General features: G+C 66.1%; 21 protein-coding genes. 12 read left to right on the plus strand and 9 right to left on the minus strand.

The features are described from left to right. Nucleotides 1–8: 8 nt before the first annotated feature. The gene (locus BTO20_RS03355; RefSeq protein ID WP_087073378.1) at nt 9–1,325 is read right to left on the minus strand and encodes a helix-turn-helix transcriptional regulator; all 1,317 of its coding nucleotides are present in this window, start codon (nt 1,323–1,325) and stop codon (nt 9–11) included. 183 nt (nt 1,326–1,508) lie between these two features. On the opposite strand from BTO20_RS03355, the gene tkt reads away from it, so the two are divergent. The 11 genes from tkt (at nt 1,509) to BTO20_RS03410 (ending at nt 11,513) form a co-directional block, all read left to right on the plus strand. Next, the gene (tkt, locus tag BTO20_RS03360) at nt 1,509–3,659 is read left to right on the plus strand and encodes a transketolase (RefSeq protein WP_087073380.1); all 2,151 of its coding nucleotides are present in this window, start codon (nt 1,509–1,511) and stop codon (nt 3,657–3,659) included. Nucleotides 3,660–3,770: 111 nt separating this feature from the next. Next, nucleotides 3,771–4,892: a transaldolase gene (gene tal, locus BTO20_RS03365; protein WP_087073382.1), complete on the plus strand. Its 1,122-nt coding sequence runs from the start codon at nt 3,771–3,773 to the stop codon at nt 4,890–4,892. A 136-nt stretch (nt 4,893–5,028) separates the two neighbouring features. Next, complete coding sequence (rpe, locus tag BTO20_RS03370) at nt 5,029–5,709, plus strand: ribulose-phosphate 3-epimerase (protein ID WP_083168307.1); 681 nt, start codon at nt 5,029–5,031, stop codon at nt 5,707–5,709. Between the two features lie 36 nt (nt 5,710–5,745). Beyond that, a complete protein-coding gene (locus tag BTO20_RS03375) occupies nt 5,746–6,219 on the plus strand; it encodes a ribose-5-phosphate isomerase (RefSeq protein ID WP_087073384.1) in 474 nt (157 codons plus the stop codon). A gap of 172 nt (nt 6,220–6,391) precedes the next feature. Beyond that, a complete protein-coding gene (fbaA, locus tag BTO20_RS03380) occupies nt 6,392–7,411 on the plus strand; it encodes a class II fructose-bisphosphate aldolase (protein WP_087073386.1) in 1,020 nt (339 codons plus the stop codon). A gap of 801 nt (nt 7,412–8,212) precedes the next feature. Continuing rightward, nucleotides 8,213–8,530: a hypothetical protein gene (locus BTO20_RS03385; protein WP_087073388.1), complete on the plus strand. Its 318-nt coding sequence runs from the start codon at nt 8,213–8,215 to the stop codon at nt 8,528–8,530. A gap of 47 nt (nt 8,531–8,577) precedes the next feature. Then, the gene (locus tag BTO20_RS03390; protein WP_157680126.1) at nt 8,578–8,940 is read left to right on the plus strand and encodes a hypothetical protein; all 363 of its coding nucleotides are present in this window, start codon (nt 8,578–8,580) and stop codon (nt 8,938–8,940) included. Further along, nucleotides 8,937–9,137, plus strand: coding sequence for a hypothetical protein (locus tag BTO20_RS03395; protein WP_087073392.1), 201 nt, complete (start codon nt 8,937–8,939; stop codon nt 9,135–9,137). The genes BTO20_RS03390 and BTO20_RS03395 overlap by 4 nt, the downstream gene beginning before the upstream one ends. Beyond that, nucleotides 9,134–10,555 (plus strand): APC family permease, encoded by a 1,422-nt coding sequence (locus BTO20_RS03400; RefSeq protein ID WP_083168274.1) that lies wholly within the window; start codon nt 9,134–9,136, stop codon nt 10,553–10,555. Before BTO20_RS03395 ends, BTO20_RS03400 begins: the two co-directional genes overlap by 4 nt. Next, nucleotides 10,555–11,253 (plus strand): hypothetical protein, encoded by a 699-nt coding sequence (locus BTO20_RS03405; protein ID WP_087073394.1) that lies wholly within the window; start codon nt 10,555–10,557, stop codon nt 11,251–11,253. Before BTO20_RS03400 ends, BTO20_RS03405 begins: the two co-directional genes overlap by 1 nt. Continuing rightward, complete coding sequence (locus BTO20_RS03410) at nt 11,250–11,513, plus strand: hypothetical protein (protein ID WP_087073396.1); 264 nt, start codon at nt 11,250–11,252, stop codon at nt 11,511–11,513. Before BTO20_RS03405 ends, BTO20_RS03410 begins: the two co-directional genes overlap by 4 nt. A 78-nt stretch (nt 11,514–11,591) precedes the next feature. Here the strand turns inward: BTO20_RS03410 and BTO20_RS03415 are convergent, their stop codons facing one another. The 7 genes from BTO20_RS03415 to BTO20_RS03445 all read right to left on the minus strand — a co-directional run bounded on the left by BTO20_RS03415 (nt 11,592) and on the right by BTO20_RS03445 (nt 17,512). Then, complete coding sequence (locus BTO20_RS03415) at nt 11,592–12,617, minus strand: ATP-dependent 6-phosphofructokinase (protein ID WP_087073398.1); 1,026 nt, start codon at nt 12,615–12,617, stop codon at nt 11,592–11,594. A 337-nt stretch (nt 12,618–12,954) separates the two neighbouring features. Further along, entirely contained in the window at nt 12,955–13,317 is a 363-nt protein-coding gene (locus tag BTO20_RS03420) for a cupin domain-containing protein (protein WP_083168264.1), read from the minus strand. Nucleotides 13,318–13,428: 111 nt separating this feature from the next. Further along, entirely contained in the window at nt 13,429–13,791 is a 363-nt protein-coding gene (locus tag BTO20_RS03425) for a cupin domain-containing protein (protein ID WP_087073400.1), read from the minus strand. A gap of 58 nt (nt 13,792–13,849) precedes the next feature. Next, entirely contained in the window at nt 13,850–14,446 is a 597-nt protein-coding gene (hxlB, locus tag BTO20_RS03430; RefSeq protein WP_087073402.1) for a 6-phospho-3-hexuloisomerase, read from the minus strand. Between the two features lie 294 nt (nt 14,447–14,740). Next, nucleotides 14,741–15,730 (minus strand): Gfo/Idh/MocA family protein, encoded by a 990-nt coding sequence (locus BTO20_RS03435; RefSeq protein WP_087073404.1) that lies wholly within the window; start codon nt 15,728–15,730, stop codon nt 14,741–14,743. Between the two features lie 74 nt (nt 15,731–15,804). Further along, the gene (locus BTO20_RS03440; protein WP_087073406.1) at nt 15,805–16,737 is read right to left on the minus strand and encodes an AraC family transcriptional regulator; all 933 of its coding nucleotides are present in this window, start codon (nt 16,735–16,737) and stop codon (nt 15,805–15,807) included. 16 nt (nt 16,738–16,753) lie between these two features. Further along, on the minus strand, nt 16,754–17,512 hold the full coding sequence (locus BTO20_RS03445) for a methyltransferase domain-containing protein (protein WP_087081552.1): 759 nt from the start codon (nt 17,510–17,512) through the stop codon (nt 16,754–16,756). Between the two features lie 85 nt (nt 17,513–17,597). Between BTO20_RS03445 and BTO20_RS03450 the strand changes: the two genes are divergently transcribed. Next, nucleotides 17,598–18,077, plus strand: a complete 480-nt coding sequence (locus BTO20_RS03450; protein WP_087073408.1) for an anthrone oxygenase family protein — start codon at nt 17,598–17,600, stop codon at nt 18,075–18,077. Here BTO20_RS03450 and lfrA read toward each other — a convergent pair. Next, nucleotides 18,068–19,594, minus strand: coding sequence for an efflux MFS transporter LfrA (gene lfrA / locus BTO20_RS03455; RefSeq protein ID WP_087073410.1), 1,527 nt, complete (start codon nt 19,592–19,594; stop codon nt 18,068–18,070). The genes BTO20_RS03450 and lfrA overlap by 10 nt on opposite strands. Nucleotides 19,595–19,622 lie beyond the last annotated feature (28 nt).

The raw sequence follows: 19,622 nt of genomic DNA on the forward strand, positions 1-19,622 counted from the left end.
CTACGGCGTCAGCGCAGGCCGTGGCTGTTCGCCAGTGCGATGGCCTCGGTGCGTGAGCTGACGTCGAGCTTGCGGAACAGGTTCCGCACATGGAACTTGACGGTGTTCTCGCTGATCCCCAGCGTCAGGGCGATCGTGCGGTTGCGCTGCCCGGCGACCAGGTGCTGTAGCACTTCAAGTTCCCGGGGGGCGAGGTCCCATCCGGCGATGTCCCCGGCGGCGGCCGGCCGGGCGGGCAGGTCCAGCGGCAGCGTGACGAATACGTCGGCACCCCAGCGCGGCATGACTTCGACCCGCAGCTGCCCGGCGAGCGCCTGGACCTGGCGGTCGAGGCGGCCGATGCTCGGCGCGTCGGGGGCGAGCATGCCTCGACCGTCGTCGCGCACATTGATCAGCAGGTTCTCACCGTCGCAGTCCCACTGCGTCCGCACTCGGCTGATCTCGGGCTGCTCCATCATGGCCAGCACGAGGCCGCGGACGATGGCACGTCCCGCGTGCGCGACCTCGCCGGGCAGCGCCCTACCGTTCTGCGGCGGTTCGATGAATTCGATCTCGAGGCCGCTGAAGCGCGTGAGCGGACGCAGGTCCTCACGCAGGCGTTCGAAGGCTATGGCAACGGGCACCTCGACCAGGCCCGTCGTGCGATCGCTGTGCGTCCGTAGCCCGACCAGCGCCTTGGCGGCGAGGTCGGTGACGGTCGTGCGTGCGGCCGCGTCGTCCAGGGAAGACGAGCGCAGGGCCGCGAGCAGGGTCTCCAGGGTGGTGGAATGCAGATCGGTCAGTTCTGCCGTCACGCGGACCCGTTCAGCCGAGGCCGCCCGCGACTCCAGCAGGTACGACGGCGGTGCGTCGGCCACTTTCTCCTGGATGCGCTGGGCAGCGATGCGCCACAGATACGTCACCAGGTCCAGCCCGGCGTCGTGGTCCGCACCGATCGCCGGCTCCGGATCCGTGAGGACGAGGAGGGCGCCACTGGAGGCGTGCTTGAGGGCATACAGCGGGCGCGGCTCGCCGGCCAGCTCAGCTTTGCCGGACCAGAATGTTTCGTCGCCCAGGCTGGCGCGAAGCGCATCGAGTTCGGTGATGGAGACCCGCGAGATGATCTCTTCGGCACCCGCCTTCTTCTGCGGCCGGCCCGTGCAGTCTTCCGTGAAGATGACCAGCGCACTGCTTTTCAGGTAGGGGAGGGTAGCGGCGCGTAGGCGCTCTGCTATCTGGATGAGCGGGGCCTCGGCCAAGGAGGCGATGGTGTGCAAAAGCGGCCACGGCAGGTCCGTGGTGAGCAAGGAGGCTGCCTTCAGCGGGTGGTCGATGGCTGTGCTCATGCCGCCAGTCTATCGCGGCTTACCGGGGATGAAATCGTCCAGCCAGTCCGAAAGTGTAGTCCTAACCGTCAGAAAATAGCGTTTCCCCTGCCCGTTTGGTTCGCGATCATCGATATCACGCGATCGACCAGAAGTATCCGTGCGGCCGTTACGGGCCGATGACCGAATCAAAGGGGATAAAACGTGACTCAGACAGCAGATGCGATCGGCACCGCGTCCGATTCCACGTCATTGAACTGGACGGCCGAGGACCAGCGCGCTGTGGACACCGTCCGGGTTTTGGCCGCGGACGCGGTGGAGAAGGTCGGCAATGGCCACCCGGGTACGGCGATGAGCCTCGCCCCGGCGGCGTACTTGCTGTTCCAGAAGCTGATGCGGCACGACCCCAGCGACGCTGAATGGCTGGGCCGTGACCGGTTCATCCTGTCGCCGGGACACTCGTCGCTGACGCTGTACATCCAGCTGTTCCTCGCCGGCTACGGGCTGGAGCTGGAAGACCTGCAGTCGTTCCGCACCTGGGGCTCGCTGACGCCGGGCCACCCGGAGTACAAGCACACCAAGGGCGTTGAGATCACCACCGGCCCGCTGGGCCAGGGCCTGGCGTCCTCGGTCGGTTTCGCCTACTCGCAGCGTCGCCTGCGCGGCCTGCTCGATCCCGAGGCCGCCCCCGGAACCTCGCCGTTCGACCACACCATCTGGGTCATCGCCTCCGACGGCGACCTGCAGGAAGGTGTGACGTCCGAGGCTTCGTCGCTGGCCGGACACCAGGAACTGGGCAACCTCGTCGTGGTCTACGACGAGAACCACATCTCGATCGAAGATGACACCGACATCTCCTTCACCGAGGACGTGCTCAAGCGCTACGAGTCCTACGGCTGGCACGTCCAGCGCGTGGACTGGACCCGCACCGGTGAGTACAAGGAAGACGTCGAGGAGCTCCACGCCGCGTTGCTGGCCGCCAAGGCCGAGACCTCGAAGCCGTCCATCATCTCGCTGCGCACCATCATCGGCTACCCCGCCCCGAAGAAGCAGAACACGGGCAAGATCCACGGTTCTGCGCTGGGCGCCGAGGAAGTCGCGGCGGTCAAGGAAGTTCTGGGCTTCGACCCCGCCAAGTCCTTCGAGGTCGAGCCGGCCATCCTGGCCCACGCTCGCGCCGCAGTGGACCGCGGAGCAGCCGCCCGTCGCGAATGGGACCAGGCCTTCAAGTCCTGGCAGGCCGCCAACCCCGAAGCTGCGGCACTCCTGCAGCGCATCGAGGCCAAGCAGCTGCCCGACGGTGTCGACGCCGTGCTGCCGACCTTCGAAGCCGGCAAGGATGTCTCGACCCGTGCCGCATCCGGCAAGGTCCTCAACGCGCTCGGCCCCGTGCTGCCCGAGCTCTGGGGCGGTTCGGCCGACCTGGCCGAGTCGAACAACACGACCATCGAGGGATCGCCGTCGTTCATTCCGGAATCGCGTTCGACGAACGCGTGGAAGGGCAACCCCTACGGACGGGTCCTGCACTTCGGCATCCGTGAGCACGCTGCCGCCTCGATCGTCAACGGCATCTCGCTGCACGGCCCCACCCGCGCGTTCTCCGGTACGTTCCTGATCTTCAGTGACTACCAGCGCCCGGCCATCCGCCTGTCCGCCCTGATGGGCGTGCCGTCGGTGTACGTGTGGTCGCACGACTCGATCGGTCTCGGCGAGGACGGCCCGACCCACCAGCCCGTGGAGCAGCTCTCGACGCTGCGTGCCATCCCCGGCCTGGATGTCGTTCGTCCCGGCGACGCCAACGAGGTCGGCGTGGCGTGGAAGACCATCCTGGAGAACCACGAGAACCCCGCAGGCATCGTGCTGACCCGTCAGAACATCCCGACCTTCGCCCGTGGCGAAGGTGCGGCCGAGGGTGACACCTTCGCGTCCGCAGCCGGGGTGGCCAAGGGTGGCTACGTGCTGGCGGAGGCCTCGAAGGACGGCGCCACCGTTCCGGCCCAGGTGATCCTGATCGCCACCGGCTCCGAGGTTCACCTGGCGGTCCAGGCCCGCGAAGCACTGCAGGCCGAGGGCATCGCCACTCGCGTGGTCTCGATGCCGTGTGTCGAGTGGTTCAACAAGCAGGACGCCGCCTACCGCGAGTCCGTGCTGCCCGCCGCTGTCACCGCCCGCGTCTCGGTCGAGGCCGGTCTGGCCCTGGGCTGGAAGGAACTGGTCGGCGACGCCGGTCGTTCCGTCAGCCTCGAGCACTTCGGTGCCTCGGCGGACTACAAGCGCCTGTTCCAGGAGTTCGGCATCACCACCGAAGCGGTTGTTGCTGCTGCCAAGGACTCCATCGCCGCCGCAGGCAACTGACCCCTCAACTGCATGGCGGCCGGCGCGCCGCGGGACCGCCCACTGGGCCGTCCCGCGGCGCGACCGCAAACCAGCCAACGTATTCGATATTTGAAGGAAGAAGCAGAAGCGATGAGCAACGCAACCCCCACTGCACAGCTTTCCGGAGCCGGCGTGTCGATCTGGCTCGATGACCTGTCCCGCAACCGCCTCGACAGCGGTTCGCTGCAGAAGCTGATCGACGAGAAGAGCGTCGTCGGTGTCACCACCAACCCGTCGATCTTCCAGGCCGCGATCACCACCGGTAACGACTACGACGCGAAGATCGCCGAGCTCGCCGCTCGCGGTGCCAACGTCGAAGAGACCATCTTCGAGATCACCACCGCCGACGTCGCCGACGCCTGCGACCTGTTCGCTCCGGTCGCCGCCGCCACCGACAACGTCGACGGACGCGTCTCCATCGAGGTCGACCCGCGCCTGGCGTGGGACGCCGCCGGAACCATCGCCGAGGCGAAGAACCTCTACAAGAAGGTCGCCAAGGACAACGTCCTGATCAAGATCCCGGCCACCCGTGAGGGCCTGGAAGCCATCAGCGCCGTCCTGGCCGAGGGCATCAGCGTCAACGTGACCCTGATCTTCTCGCTGGAGCGCTACCGCGCCGTGATCAACGCCTTCCAGTCGGGCCTGGAGCAGGCCCAGAGCAACGGCCACGACCTGTCGAAGATCCACTCGGTCGCGTCCTTCTTCGTCTCCCGCGTCGACACCGAGATCGACAAGCGCCTCGACGCGCTCGGCACCGACGAGGCCAAGGCGCTCAAGGGCAAGGCCGGTGTCGCCAACGCCCGCCTGGCCTACCAGGTCTACGAAGAGCTCTTCAGCACCGAGCGCTGGGCACTGCTGGCCAAGGCCGGCGCCCGCCCGCAGCGTCCCCTGTGGGCCTCGACCGGCGTGAAGGATCCGGCCTACCCGGACACCCTGTACGTCACCGAGCTCGTCGCTGCCAACGTGGTCAACACCATGCCGGAGAAGACCCTGGACGCCACGTTCGACCACGGCGTCGTCACCGGTGACACCATCACCGGCAAGTACGACGAGGCGAAAGAGGTGCTCAGCGCCATCGAGGGCCTCGGCATCTCCTACGATGAGGTCGTCGCACTGCTCGAGTCCGAAGGCCTGGACAAGTTCGTCGCCAGCTGGAAGGACCTCCTGGCCGACGTCGAGGGTGCCCTCGCGTCTGCCAAGAAGGGTTCCTGACCCGCCTCCGGGTTGTCTCGGCCGCCGTGGAGACCGAAAGGTCTCCGCGGCGGCCGGCAACCGGGCCGCGGCGCGATCCGTGGCCGAAGGCCCGATCTCGCATGCCCTGACTGACCGCTATCGAAAGGCAGACACCATGTCCGCTTCACCGCAGAAATGCTGTATCAACCCCAGCATCCTCTCGGCCGACTTCGCCAACCTCGAAGCCGAGCTGGCTCGCATCAGCAACGCTGATGCTGCGCACGTGGATGTCATGGACAACCACTTCGTCCCGAACCTGACGATCGGTCTGCCGGTTGTTCAGCGCTTGCAGAAGGTGAGCCCGATTCCGCTGGACGCCCACCTGATGATCGCTGACGCCGACCGCTGGGCACCCATGTTCGCCGACGCCGGTCTGGACTCGGTGACGTTCCATGTCGAGGCGGCCGTCGCGCCCATCAAACTCGCCCGCGAACTTCGTGCGCGCGGGTCGAAGGCGGGCATGGCCCTGCGCCCGGCCACCCCGGTGGAGCCCTACCTGGACATGCTCTCCGAACTGGACATGCTGCTGATCATGACTGTGGAGCCGGGCTTCGGCGGGCAGGCCTTCCTGGACGTCACGCTGCCCAAGATCCGCCGGGCCCGCGAGGCGGTCGACGGTTCCGGCGTGAACGTGGCCATCCAGGTCGACGGTGGTGTCACCGAGGAGAACATCGCCCGCGCCGCGGAGGCCGGTGCCAACATCTTCGTGGCCGGATCTTCGGTGTACGGGAAGCCGTCCCCTGAGGAAGCCATCGAATCGCTGCGCAAGAACGCGCAGCTCGCATTCGCCAAATAACGCCGCATCCCCGACCAGTCTGAAGGACCCATATACATGCGCGTTCATATCGCAACCGACCACGCCGGCATGGAGCTCAGCTCCCACCTGATCGAAGCGCTGTCAGCCAAGGGCTACGAGATGGTGAACCACGGGCCCGCGGTCTACGACGCCGAGGACGACTACCCGGCTTTCTGCATCAACGCCGCACTCGCGGTGGTGGCCGACCAGGCCGCCGGCGTGGACGCCCTCGGCATCGTGCTTGGCGGCTCGGGCAACGGTGAGCAGATCGCTGCGAACAAGGTCAAGGGCGTTCGCGCGGCCCTGGTGTGGAACCTCGACACGGCGAAACTGGCCCGCGAGCACAACGACGCCAACGTCGTTGCGGTGGGTGGCCGCCAGCACTCCGTCGAAGAGGCCACCGAACTGATCGAGGCGTTCCTGGCTGAGCCGTTCAGCAACGCCGAGCGCCACGTCCGGCGCATCGGCAAGATCGCCACCTACGAAACCACCGGCGAGGTCGTCGAGTAATTCGGCGCTTCACGCCAAGCGCTCGACGCCTCGGTACGGCAGCCGTCGACCTCCCCAGGCCAGAAGGCTGGGTAGGTCGGCGGCTGCGCTGCTAGGAACCCGACAATGGTCCGGTGCCTACGGCTTGGCCGAAGCTCGTTCCCGCCGACGAAAACTCAACACAGGAGGCAGCATGCCCATTGCAACACCAGAGATCTACTCCGAGATGCTCGACCGTGCGAAGTCGGGCGGCTTCGCGTACCCGGCCGTGAACGTCACGTCCTCGCAGACGTTGAACGCGGCCCTTCGTGGCTTCGCCGACGCTGAGTCGGACGGCATTCTCCAGATCACCACGGGCGGTTCTGCCTACTGGTCGGGCGCCTCGGCCAAGAACATGGTGGTCGGTTCCCTCGCATTCGCGGCTTTCGCCCGCGAGGTCGCCAAGCAGTACAACGTGAACATCGCGCTGCACACCGACCACTGCCCCAAGGACAAGCTGGACGGTTTCGTGCTGCCCCTGCTGGCCGCCTCTGAGGAAGAGGTCAAGGCCGGTCGTAATCCGCTGTTCAACTCGCACATGTGGGACGGCTCCGCCGAGACCCTTGAGGAGAACCTGCGGATCGCCCGCGAGCTGCTCCCGCGTACCGCGGCCGCCAAGATGGTGCTCGAAGTGGAGATCGGCACCGTCGGTGGTGAGGAAGACGGCGTCGAGAACGCCATCAACGACAAGCTCTACACCACGGTCGACGATGCGCTGGCGACGATCGACGCCCTCGGCGCAGGCGAGAACGGCCGCTACATCACGGCTCTCACCTTCGGCAACGTGCACGGTGTGTACAAGCCGGGTGGCGTCAAGCTGCGCCCGGAGATCCTGAAGGACATCCAGGAGCAGGTCGGCGCCAAGATCGGGAAGGTCAAGCCGTTCGACCTCGTCTTCCACGGCGGCTCGGGCTCGAGCGAGCAGGAGATCGCCGACGCTGTCTCGTACGGCACGATCAAGATGAACATCGACACCGACACCCAGTACGCGTACACGCGCCCCGTCGCCGACCACATGCTGAAGAACTACGACGGTGTGGTGAAGGTCGACGGCGAGATCGGTAACAAGAAGACCTACGATCCGCGCGTGTGGGGCGCCAAGGCCGAAGCTGGGATGGCGGCACGCCTCGTCGAGGCCACCCAGCAGCTCGGCTCGGCCGGAAAGACGTTCTGACCCTCTCGTAGAGCAGGCGGGAGGCCGCTGGTGGCCTCTGAGGCGGCTCGCGGCACGGCGTGATGGACGCTGTGCCGCTCTGCCGCCGACAGGCGCCGGCGACGCCGGGGTGAAGCCTGTGGCAACACCCTTGCCTTCATAACCATCACACTCGAAACCGTCACGGCCCGGGCGCTCGCCCGGGCCGTTGTCGGCGTACGTGGCGGTCGCTCCGACGCCGGCGTCGCCGTCGAATAACGAATCGGTTCAAAGCCTTTCGGGTGTGCACGGGCCACTGGTCGTGCCGTTCGGACGGCCCTGAACCGCCGTGAGCGGCCCAGGATCGGCCTGCTCTCAGGTTCGGGTACGACGCCCCTCAGCTGGGCATATTCGGGCGTCACACGGGGTCAGGCGATGTGACCCTTGACACACGGCCCGCAGACGTTGTTCTATTCTTACTGGGAAACAGAGTTTCGTGCCGGGAAACCGGCTTTGCGTCGTCATCGGAGTGTCTCCGAGAACGAAACGAGAGGCCGTATGGAGATCCACGTGGACCGTCAAGGTCAGGTCGGTGAGTGGCTCGTCCGCTCGTCGAGCCTGCCTTCGGCACTGCAGCCCACGCCTCCGTACCCCTAGTACCGCTGCTCCTTCGACGTCGTGCAGGACGTCGAAAGGCGCTCGTTGGCAACTCGCCACAACTCCGCTGAAATTCGGCGAAATTTCTGTTGTCCCTGAAATAACCAATTCGGTGCCCCCCACCATTCTGGCATTCTTCGATGCCGGGAAGAATGCGGCTTATGCCGCAGGAAGAGGTAAATTGTCATGGATCCTGGGCTCGATGCACGGATTGAATCCATGTTCAAGCGAGACATCGGCGTCGCGACTTTACTCGCGGCATTGATGTGGGCGACTTTGCTTTTCACGTTCGTTGCCGCATTCAGCGTCATCGACAACGTGAAGGTCAAGGCAATTCTCGCGGTCGCGTTCGTCATCTTGGGAACGTTCAACTCGCTGGGACTTCTCTCGATGAGCCGGCGTTACAAGATTGAGCGTGAGCATGTTTACGGCGAGGACATTCACCATCTCGACGCGAACCGGAAGGCCAAGCAGGCAAGCAGCGCGGAGGTGAGCGCAGCATGACGAATGCGACCTCAGACTCCACGCGGCAGTCCAAGGCCGGACAGTTCGTGGACGCGGCGAGCCTGATCGCCCTGCTGTTCATCACGCTGTTCGTCACGACATTCGTCTTCGCGCAGGAGGACGAAGCGCCTGCCGCGTCGGAGCCCACCGCCATCTCGCAGCTCAATATGAGCCCGGCCGAAAAACAACAGTTCGAACTGATGAAGTCGAAAGACATGGTCGACGATGCGACTGTCGGTGACCTGGCCACGGCCAATACGCCGAGCGACAACAAATACACGATCGAATGGCTGCCGCTGATCGGGATAACCGCGCTGGCTGCCGCTTACCTGGCATTTGTCTATCTCATGTCTTTCCGTGAATACCGCGAAGTCATCACAGCCAGGTTCGGACCGGGACGGGAATCATGAACTTTTGGACTCTTTTCGAATACGGCGCCTGGGTGCTGGCCGCGCTGGTCGCCGCCTGGATGCTTTTCGACGCGTACAAGGTCAGCCGCGATTACGACGAGGAATTCCTCGTGCACACCATTGAGGATCTCGGCGAGGACGCGCAATGGCAGCACTCGTCCGACGAGTCGGATGACATTGAAAGGCGTCAATCATGAGCGAAGTCAGTACCGGTGGAGGCACCGAAGCGCTCACTCTGAAGAAGGTGCTCGGACCGATCCACATCTGGGGGTTGGGTGTCGGCATCGTTCTGGTCGGCGAGTTCATGGGCTGGAACTTCACGGTGGAGAAGGGCGGCCTGTACGGCTCGCTCATCGCCTGCTGGTTCGTCGGCCTGCTCTACACCTGCGTCGTCATGATCAACTCCGAGGTCGCGTCGGCGATCCCGGCGGCCGGCGGTCAATACGCCCAGGCCAAGCACTCGATCGGCCCGCTGATGGCATTCAACGTGGGGCTGTATCTCACCATGGCCTACACCATGCTGGAGGCCGCCAACGCCAACGTTCTCGGCGACCTGCTCACCACGATGTCGGGGTTGCTCGGTAACAAGCAGCACCTGTCGGCCTATCCGTTCGCCGTGTTGGCAATCCTGCTGCTGGCATTGCTGAACTACCGCGGCGTGCTGGCGACCCTGTCGGTCAACTTCATCATCACCGGGTTCGCCTTCTTGACCATCATCGCGCTGTTCATCGGCGTCTCCGGCTGGGACATGGGCACGCAGTTCAGCGCTCTCGTCTCATCGGCCGATGCCGGGCTGCCCTACGGGTGGATCGGCGTGATCGCCGCATTCCAGTTCGGTATGTGGTTCTACCTCGGCATCGAGGGCACCGCGCAGGCCGCGGAGGAGTGCCGCTCACCAAGCCGGTCGATCCCGCTCGGCAGCCTGGCCGGCATCATGACGCTGATCATCGCGGCGAGCCTCACCTGGTACCTCTGCGCATCTCTTCTGCCCTGGCAGTACCTGGGCACGTCGATCACACCGCTGTTCGACGCCGCGCAGCTCACCCATTCCGGGGTGCTGGTCTGGCTGCTGTTCCTCGGCACGCTGGCGGCAACCCTCGCGTCGGCGAACGGTTGCATCACCGACTCCTCCCGGTCATGGTTCGCGATGAGCCGCGACCGTTACCTGCCGGAGTGGTTCGGCGCCGTGCACCCGCGGTACCGGACGCCGTACCGCTCGATCCTGTTCCTGGTGCCGGTCGCGATCGCCTTCGCGATCCTTCCGCTGCTGCTCAACAAACCGACGCTGCTGTCGACCGTGATCACGTTCTCGATCCTGTCGGGTCTGCTGACCTACGCGTTCATGGTGGTCAACATGCTGCGGTTCCGGAAGCTGTGGCCGATCGGCTCCATCAAGCGGGCCTACACGCTGCCGATGCATCCCATCCCTTCGATTGCACTGGCAGTGATCGCGGCGATCGTGTTCTTCGCGACCTACCTGGGCTACGGCACCACACTGATGTCGATCCTGGTGTTCTACTTGCTGGCTTCGGTGTGGTTCGTTCTGCGGCGGTTCAAGTACGTCGATCGGGACGCTGAGTTCACCGCGCCGTTGCCGCGTCCTCGAGGTTACTGATGTCCGGCACGCTCTGGGTCGCGCTGACGATGGCCGCAGTGGGGGCGGTGGTGCTGACGTATCAGCACCGCCGTCACCTGGCCCGCGTTCAGCGCGACCGGGCGGCATTGTTCACCCACGCCACCGACGTGCTCGAACAATGCCGCGTCGTTCCCCGCGGACTCGAATTCCCGCTGATGTACGGGCGATTCGAGGGCCGCGACGTACGGGTGGAGCCGGTGGTCGACGCTCTCGCGCTACGCACCGTGCCGGTGTTGCGTCTGATCGTCACGATGCGTGAGCACATCCCCGGGCAGCCGAGTTTGTCGGTGCTGAGCAACGAGACCGGAAACGAGTTCTACTCCGGTCACCGTGATCTGCTGCGGTGGCGCGACCCGGCCTGGCCCACGTGGGTGTCGGTGGCCTGTGATCCCGAAGGCGTGGATCGTGAACTGGCCGACGCCGCAGTGGATTTGGTCACCGAGGATTCCGCGGTCAAGCAGGTTCTGGTGACCGAGCGGGGTGTCCGCTGCGTTGTTCGTGGCGCACAGGCGAATTCGACGGCCTACCGGGTCACTCGGCGGGCTGATCTCTCCGAAGCACGGGTGACGGCGGAGGATCTGTACAAGGCGGTCACCATGATCGACGGGCTCTGCGATCAGGCCGCCGGCCTGAACCCGCGTCGCCCGGTAGCAGTATCGGAGGCAGAGTCACTGTGAACCGACTCATTCATCCCTTGATGGTCCTCGGCATCGCCATACTCCTACCCGGAGTCGGCCAGGTCGTGAACGGTCAGCCCCGACGGGGCTTGGTGTTCGCCTTCTACATCGTGCTGCTGGGCGTGGTCACGTACATGGTGGCGCCACCGGAAGCATCTGCGATCGGACGCGTGGCCGGAGGGGTTTTCGTGTACGCCCTGAGCCTGCTCGACGCCTATCAGGTCGCTGCCAAGCGCTGGCACAGAGCCAAGCACGTCTGACGAAGCACTGATTCTGGCCGATCCGCCGCAAGGCGGGTCGGCCAGAACCATTGTGGGACTTGGTCGGTCGGCCTCAGCTCAGCCGAACAGGTATGCGGCTTCTTCGTAGCGCCGCTGCGGAACGGCCTTGAGGTTGCCCAGGGCCTCCTCGAAGCTCACCTGTTCGATCTCCGTGCCTTTCAGCGCGACCATGGTGCCCCAGTAGCCGGCCACCACAGAGTCGATGGCCGCCATGCCCAGCCGCGTGGCCAGCACCCGGTCGAAGGCCGAGGGCACACCGCCACGCTGGATGTGGCCCAGGATGGTGGCGCGGGTCTCGATGCCGGTGCGGCTTTCGATCTCGGGCGCCAGCTGGTCGGCGATCCCGCCGAGCCGGGGACGGCCGAAGGCGTCCAGCCCGCGCTCGGAGTGCGGGGACTCCATGTGTTCGGGCACAAACCCTTCGGCCACCACGACAAGCGGTGCACGCCCGCGGGAGTGAGCCCCCTTCACCCACTGGGTGATCTGATCGACGCTGATCTTCTGTTCCGGGATGAGGATGGCGTGGGCGCCGGCCGCCATGCCGGCGTGCAGCGCGATCCAGCCCGCGTGCCGGCCCATCACCTCGGCGATGATGCAGCGGTGGTGCGATTCGCCCGTGGTGCGCAGCCGGTCGATCGCTTCCGTGGCGATCTGCACGGCGGTATCGAAACCGAAGGTGTAATCCGTGGCGTCCAGGTCGTTGTCCACGGTCTTCGGGACACCGACGATCTTCAGCCCGGCGTCGGTGAGCCGCTTGGCGGCGGCCAAGGTTCCCTCACCGCCGATGGCGATGATCGAGTCGATGCCCAGCCGGTCCATGTGGCCTTTGATGACATCGGGCCCGCCGCCGTTCTCGAACGGGTTGGTGCGGGAGGTACCCAGGATGGTGCCGCCCTGCTTGGCGATGCCGCGGACCATGCTGCGCGGGATGTCGATGACGTCGCCCTGGACGACGCCGCGCCAGCCGTCAAGGAACCCAACGAATTCGAGACCGTGGACGGCAATGCCTTTGAGCACGGCGGCGCGGATGACCGCGTTCAGACCGGGGCAGTCGCCACCGCTGGTGAGGATTCCGATTTTCATGTTTCGACTCAGCTCATTGGAGGTAGGTGCGACACAACGTGTTTGGACACCGCTAGCTCCTCGGTATCGCCTCGCAGCTGGATCGGTGCTGGTGCTGCGGGCCCATGCTTGCTGCTCGGGCGGGGTGCGAGTGGTTGAGCTCGGCGGTTGATCGAGGGTGGGTGGTGCGTCTCGCTATCGTCAAGGGCCGTCGCAGTATTCAAGTGAATTGCGCCGAGGCCGGGCAGTGACGGGCGATGGCATCATCGCGCCAGTGGCGAGGGCAGGAGGGCTTTTCGTCGACGGTCCCAGTGGGTTGTCAGGCCCGGGGATGTGCCCCGGGCCTGACAGTCACTGACTACTTCGCGTAGACCACGAAGAACTTGCGGATGCGCTCCTGGATCTCCCAGGTTCCCGTCCATCCGATCGGGAAGAACGCGGCAGAGCCGGCTTCGAGGGTGATGGGCGAGCCGCCGTCCTGGGTGACGATCATGCGTCCCTCGAGGACGTGGATGATCTCACCGCGGTCGATGAACTCCCAGCGGGACAGACCCGGCTGGGCCTCCCAGACACCGGAACGGATGCCGTGGTCTTCGTCGATGAACGGAACGGAGGAACGCGTAGCGATCGGGTCGCCCAGCACCTCAGCCGAGGGCTGACCGAGCTGAGCAACTTCGAGGTTCTCCTCGAAACGGTCGACGGGCCGGAAAACTTCGGTCATTGGTTGTACCTTTCTTGTTTTCTGTTTCTCTGTGCGGGCATGGATCTCGCGACGATCCCAATCACACAGACAGGCCCGGGGGTGTCCCCCTGGGCCTGTCCGCGCATCGGGTTAAGCCGCGAAGATCACGAAGAACTTGCGGATCCGCTCCTGGATCTCCCAGGTGCCCTTCCATCCGATGGGGAAGAAGGCGGCAGAGCCGGCTTCCACGGTGACGGGCTCGCCGCCATCCTCGGTGACGACCATGCGGCCTTCGAGGACGTGGATCGATTCGCCCCGGTCCAGGAACTCCCAGCGGGACAGGCCGGGGTTGGCCTCCCAGACGCCGGAGAGGATGCGCTCGTCGTTGCTCTTGAACGGAATGGCGATGCGGGTCGGGATCTCGTCACCGATCACCTCGGCCAGGGGCGGGGCGAGCAGGGCTTCGTCGAGCTTGCCCTCGAAAAGTTCTGCGGGCCGGAAGGTTTCGGTCATGGGGTTCAGCTTTCTGACGTCTGTGGGGAACGGGGTGAGTGGGCCGGTGAAGGCCTGGTCACTCGAGGTTGGCGTGGCGCGTCCAGAGTTCCTCGGCCTCGACGTCGGTGTGATCCCACAGCGACTGGAACACGGCCTCGGTGACGACGAACAGCACCTGCTCGAAAAGGGATCCGGCGTACTGGCGCGAAATGTGCGAGCCGTGATCGGTCTTCTGCGCGGCGGGGATGATCACCAGGGCGTCGGCCAGACCGGCCAGCGGCGAGTTCGGATCGGTGGTGAAGGCGGCGATGCGCGCCCCGGCCTTCTTGGCCGTTTGGGCGGACTTGACCACACCGGAGGTGGTGCCCGATCCGGACGCCACGAGCAGCAGGTCACCGTCGGCGATCGCCGGGGTGGTGGTGTCGCCCGCGACGTGCACGTTCAGGCCGAAGTGCATCAGCCGCATCGCGGCCATGCGCAGGACCAGCCCGCTGCGGCCCGCGCCGGCCACGAACACTCGACCGCCCCTGACCAGGTGGCGAGCCAGGATGGCCACCTGCTCTTCGTTGACTTTGGACGTGGTGCTCGCGATCTCGTCCCGAACCAGGGCGATGTTCTTGGTGATGCTGTCCCGGGTTACTTCCGAGGCGGGGTAGGTCTTGGCGGCGGACATGATTCTCTTCTCCTCATCCAGAGGTGGGACCTGAATACACATCGTCCTGTCATTCGCGGGTGGGAGGAACGCCAATTTGGGATGGTTTGATCTACCCGTTTGAGTAGGCGGTTCGGCCCATGCGTCGGTAGGTCGACGAGCGCGCATGGGCACGTCGACCTGGCCGCCAAGGTGGTGGTGAGCTGGGAGCTTCCTGATGTTTGCCGGTGTCAACCACCCCGGCGCGGGTAGGCCCGTGCCGGGGTCGAATCGAGCGGCCGCCGGCTACCCGCCGTCACGGCAGGCGCTGCGCGGTCAGATATCCGCGGGCTCCTCGACAAAACGGACGCCGAGTTGCCCCAGCGCATCCTCCAGTGCCCGTTGCACGGTCAGCGTGTCATCGAGCGGCATGACCGAGCTTTCGGTGCGGCCGGCCTTGATGGCCTCGGTGACCTCGATGAGTTCGTGCGAGAACCCGTCTCCGAGCGCGGGCAGGTCGAATTGTTCGGAGTCGTGACCTTGCCGGTGCAGCACAAAGGAATTCGGGTGATGGAAGCGCGGCAGGATGTCGATCCATCCCGTGCTGCCGAAGATCCGGGCGTGTCCGGGCATCGGGCTGTGCAACGAGCACATCAACGTGGCGGTCCGGCCCTCGTCGAAACCGAGCAGCAGGGTCGCGTCGGCGTCCACCCCTGACGGTTCGAGCGAACCCAACGCCGAAACCGACGTCGGATTTCCGAGCACCATCTGGGCAAACGACACCACGTAAACGCCCAGGTCCAAGAGAGCGCCACCGCCGAGTTCATGGGCGAACACCCGGTCGGTCGGGTCGAAGGTTCGGGTCACGCCGAGGTCGGCCTGCACCGACCGAACCGTGCCGATCGCGCCCTCGTCGAGCAATTTGCGTGCGGCCACGACCGCAGGCTGGAAGCGGGTCCACATCGCCTCCATCGCGAACACGCGATGCCGGCGCACCGCGTCGACGAGTGCTTCGGCACCCTCGATGGTGGCGGTGAAGGACTTCTCCACCAGCAGCGCCTTGCCTGCCTCCGCAGCGGCGAGCCCGATGGCGAGGTGATGCGTATGCGGGGTCGCGACGTACAGCACATCGACGTCTGCGTCGGCGAGGATTTCCCGGTACGAACCGTAGCTGCGCTCGATGCCGTATTTGTCGGCAAACGCGCTCGCGCGATCAGCCGATCGGGACGCTACCGCGAGGACTGTCGCGTCGGGCACGTGGGCGAAATCGCTCACCAGCTTCGCCGCGATTCGACCGGGCCCGACAATTCCCCAACGTATCGACATGTGATATCCGTTCTGTGTCAAAGGGTTCGCGAAGTCGCTGAGATAGTCGCGAGTGCGGGGTCTTCCGTCAAGTCTCAACCCGCCAGGGCACGGTGCGCGTTGGGGCTGATGCCGTAGGCCCGTTTGAACGCGCTGCTGAGTGCGAACGGCGTCGAGTAGCCCACCTCCCGGGCCACTGCGGCGACCGTGGCCCGGCTGCCTGCGAGCAGATCGGCAGCCAGGGCCAGCCGCCAGCCGGTCAGGAACGCGATCGGCGGCTCGCCGACCTGCTCGGTGAACCTGCGGGCGAAGACGGCGCGTGAACATCCTACGGCGGCAGCAAGATTGGCGACGGTCCACGGGTGTGCCGGGTTGTGATGAATGAGCCGCAGGGCGGGGCCGACGACCGGATCCTGCTCGGCACGCCACCAGGCGGGAGCATTGCCGGCCTGGGCGAACCAGCTGCGTAGCACCGCCATCAGCAGCAGGTCGAGCAGCCGGTCCAGGTAGGCCTCCTGGCCCGGGCCGTCGTTGCCTGCCTCGGTGGCGAGCAGATCTACCAGCGGGGAGTCCCAGTCGGTGCCGCGGACCACCAGCACGTCGGGAAGTGCGTCGAGCAGTCGGGCGCTCACCGCGCTGCGGCCCTCGTAGGCGCACACCACGGACTGGCTCGCGCCTGCCGCGGCGTTGCCCCAGGTCCGCACGCCGAGCGAGAACTCGAACCGCAGATCGGCGCCGGCGAGGGTGGTGCAGCGCTGGCCGGGGTGGATCACCACCGACGGTGTCGTCGCGGGATCGTCGGCGAACGTGTAGTGCTCGGTACCGCGCGTCACCGCGACATCCCCGGGACCCAGCCAGGTCATTCCGCTGGCATCGCCGACGATGACGGCTCGGCCCGCGGTCTGGCAGATCAGGGTCAGCGGTGCCTCGTCGCGGATGCGCATCGACCACGGCGGGTCCAGCTGCATCCGCAACACGAATGCACCCCGCGCCCGCACGCCGTCGAGTAGTCCGGCCAGCGCGTCCACAGCCGTAGCGTAACCGTCAGTCCGGTTTGCGGGCTTCGATCAGATGCCGCGACGAGTGCGCGACCAACGGCCCCTGCAACTCGATCTGGCGATGCAGGTGGCGCAGGCGGTCGCGGTAGCCGGCGACGGTGAATCCGGGCACCGTCCAGATCACCTTGCGCAGGAAGTACACCACTGCGCCGACGTCGAAGAACTCCATGCGCAGCCGTTCGGAGCGCACGTCGACGATCTCCAGGCCTGCTGCCCGGGCCGCTGCGCTCTCCGCGACCGCATCGCGTTTGCGGCGGGCGTCCGGCTGCGGTCCGAGGAAGAACTCCACCAGCTCGAAAACGCTTGCCGGTCCGACATGTTGAGCGAAGTAGCTACCCCCGGGGGTGAGCACCCTGGCGATCTCCGCCCACCACACCGTGACGGGATGCCGGCTCGTCACGAGTTCGAACGCGGCGTCGGCGAAGGGCAGCGGTGGCTCGTCACGCGCGGCGACCACCACGACGCCGCGCGGTCCCAGCAGCCGGGTGGCCCGGTCCAGGTTGGCGGGCCAGGCCTCGGTCGCCGCCATGGTCGCAGGGAACGCGGGCACGCCGGCGAGCACCTCGCCGCCACCGGTCTGCAGATCCAGCGCCGAAGCCACCGAGGACAGCCGCCGCCCGAGCAGCTGCTGGTATCCCCACGACGGCCGGGCTTCGGTGGCCCGCCCGTCGAGCCAGGAGAAATCCCACCCGTCGACGGGTGCGGCGTCGGCCTCGGCGACCAGCGCGTCGAAATCGCGCGTCATCACGCACATCCTCTCAAGACTCATGCGTATGCAAACAGGACTTTCAGCGATGGAACGTCTCGACTGATGGCCGTTGACTGAAGCCATGAATCTCAGTCCCATCACCATCCTGACCGCCACCACCGCAGTGGCCGGCGCCGCCGCGGGCGGCCTGTTCTATGCCTTCTCGACGTTCGTCATGCGCGGTCTGGACCGCACGGGCCCGGTCGCCGCGATCACCGCCATGCGCGGTATCAACGCCGAGGCCAACGCCAACGCCGCGTTCCTGGTGTTCTTCCTCGGCTCGGCGGTGCTGGCGATGGCGGTCGGCGTGGTCGCCCTGTTCCAGCTGAACCGGCCGGGCGGCTGGCTGCTGCTCGCCGGCGCGGTCGCCGGGGTGCTTCCCCTGATCGTCACCATGGCGTTCAACGTGCCGTTGAACAACCACCTCGACGGTGTCGACCTGGCCGGTGCCGCCACCGAATGGCGGGCGTACCTGAGCACCTGGACGGCGTGGAACCACGTCCGTACGGTCAGCGGTTTCCTCGCCGGAGCGCTGCTGCTGGCCGGGCTGCGTTACCGCTGAGTGGCTCCGTGGAACGACCACGCCACGATCGCCGCGGCCGTCAGCGACAGCGCCACCGCAATCAGTGCCGTCGGCGCGATGCCGGAGTCGAACGCGGTGCGGGCCGAATCCAGCAGGCGCCCCGCGGTTTCCGCGGGGAGCTCGGTGGCGACCGACACGGCGCCGCCGATGCTCTCGCCTGCCGCACCGGCCTGCTCCGGCGTCAGCCCGGCCGGAATCTCGACGTTGGTGCGGTAGAACGCACTGAAGATGGTCCCGAGCGTCGCGGTACCGACCACGGCACCCAGCTCATAGGCGGTCTCCGAGACCGCCGATGCGGCACCGGCTTTCGCAGCAGGGACCGAGGCGACGATGGTGTCGTTGGACACCGTCTGCGAGACACCGACACCGAGTTCCAGCACGATGAACGACACGATCACCGCGACCACCGTCAGGTCGTGACGGAACAGCATGATCATTCCGAAGCCGGCCGCGACGAACGCCAAGCCGCCCACCATCAGCGTCTGCGCCGAAAAGCGTTTGGCCGCCTTGACCACGGCGATACCGGCGATCATCGACACCAGAGCACCCGGCAGCGTGACCAGACCGGCCGCCAGCGGCGACAGCCCGAGTACCAGCTGCAGATGCTGGGAGACGAAGAACACGAAGCCGATCAAGCCCACGATGGACAGGAAGTTCGCGAGTACCGACGAGCTGAACGGGCCGTAGGAGAACAGGCTCATGTCGAGCATCGGTGTGGCACTGCGGTTCTGCCGGCGCACGAACAACACACCCGAGGCGATACCGATGCCGAAGGCGATCGCCACCATCACCGACAAGCCATCGTGCGCAACGGTTTTGACCGCCCAGACGAACGGCAGCATCGCGGTGAACGACAGGGACACGCTCAGGAGGTCCACAGGGCCCGGGCTCGGGTCACGGGACTCGGGCACCAGACGTGGGCCGAGCGCCAGCAGCGGCAGCAGGATCGGCACGGCAACCAGGAACACCGAACCCCAGTGGAAGTGCTGCAGCAGAGCGCCGCCGACGATGGGGCCCAGCGTGGTGCCTGCCGTGAAGCAGGATGCCCAGATCGCGATGGCGAGCCGGCGGGGGCCTGCCTCGGTGAAGATGTTTCGGATCAGCGACAGCGTCGCGGGCATCAACATCGCGCCGAACACGCCTAGAGCGGCACGGGCCGCAACGAGGTACGCCGCACTCGGGGCGAACGCGGCCGCGACCGACATGACGGCGAAGCCGCTGGCGCCGATCAGCAGGATACGGCGCCGGCCGATCCGGTCACCGAAGCTGCCCATGGCGACCAGCAGCGCGGCGAGCACCAGTGAATAGACGTCGACGATCCAGAGCTGGACCGATGCCGCGGGACGGAAGTCCTCGGCGATCATCGGCAGCGCGAAAGCCAGCACGGTGTTGTCGATGGCGATGAGCAGCACCGGCAGCATCAGCACGGCCAGCGCCATCCAGGCGCGTTTGGGGGTAACTGTCTGCGACGGCGTGGCGTCGAGGCAGGCGGACATGGAAAAACTCCTGTAGGTCAACTGAGAA

The organism is Mycobacterium dioxanotrophicus (assembly GCF_002157835.1).
Taxonomy (GTDB): Bacteria; Actinomycetota; Actinomycetes; order Mycobacteriales; family Mycobacteriaceae; genus Mycobacterium; species Mycobacterium dioxanotrophicus.